General features: G+C 75.2%; 1 protein-coding gene and 1 pseudogene. One reads left to right on the plus strand and one right to left on the minus strand.

Annotation, left to right across the window (positions count from 1 at the left end; genetic code table 11):
• On the minus strand, positions 1 to 492 hold a 492-nt coding region (locus AC5RV2_RS18550), incomplete at its 3' end, for a PspC domain-containing protein (protein ID WP_494093547.1).
• Positions 493 to 627: 135 nt separating this feature from the next.
• Here AC5RV2_RS18550 and AC5RV2_RS18555 point away from each other — a divergent pair.
• Positions 628 to 900: pseudogene (locus AC5RV2_RS18555) on the plus strand (hypothetical protein); the annotation flags it as partial.

Below are 900 nucleotides of genomic sequence, written 5' to 3' on the forward strand. Positions count from 1 at the left end.
CGTGCCGCCGCGTTGCATCAGCCGCGGGGCGCCGGCCGCGGCCTGCGGAAGCGCTCCGGGCCGCCCGCCGGGTCCGGCCGGGGGCGGGCCGGCCGGCTGTCCGACGGGGCGGGCGGGAGTCCCGGCGGCCGGGGCCGGCTGCGCGACGGGGTGAGCGGAGAGCCCGGCCGGCTGGGCCGGCTGGCCGTGCGGCTGGCCGGCGGGCCGGCCGTTCCTCTCCTGGCCGGGACGGGGCGCGTCGAATCCCCGCGCGAAGTTCTCCGCGATGCCGCGGGGATTGAAGGCGCGCTCGGCTGCCAGGGCCTCGTCGGCCGCGGTCGGCACCAGCAGCCAAAGCCAGACATAGAGCAGCACACCCGCTCCCCCGGCGAGCGCCAGGACCACCATGCCGACCCGGACGATCCCGACCGAGGTGTTCAGGTGCCGGGCCAGGCCGGTACACACGCCCGCGATGATGCGGTCCTCGGTGGAGCGGACGAGCGGTTCTCTCATGGGTCAATCCAAGCACGCGCGGGCGCACCCGACCTACCGCCGGGCGCCGAATCAGGGGAACCCGGCCGGCCGGTCAGGGAAGGGTCAGGGTGGCACCCCATAGAGGAGAGGGCTGCCGGTTGGAATGATCAAACCATGACCTCACACGCACCGATCCCGTCGGATAACGACGGCACCGACCGAACAGACGAACCGGACCAGCAACCGGCAGTCCCCGAATCCGGGCAGGAATCCGCCCCGGCGGCGCCGCAGGCGCCCGCTCCCGACGGGCCCCAGACCGTCCAGGCGGCAGAGGACGACGACGCACCCGCCAATCCGACCCAGCCCATCCTTCCGGGCACCAACCCCACCCTGCCGCTGGGCGCCGGCTACCGCGATCCCGGCTACGCACACGCGGCCGGGGCCGAC

This window comes from Arthrobacter sp. Y3225116 (assembly GCF_059091245.1).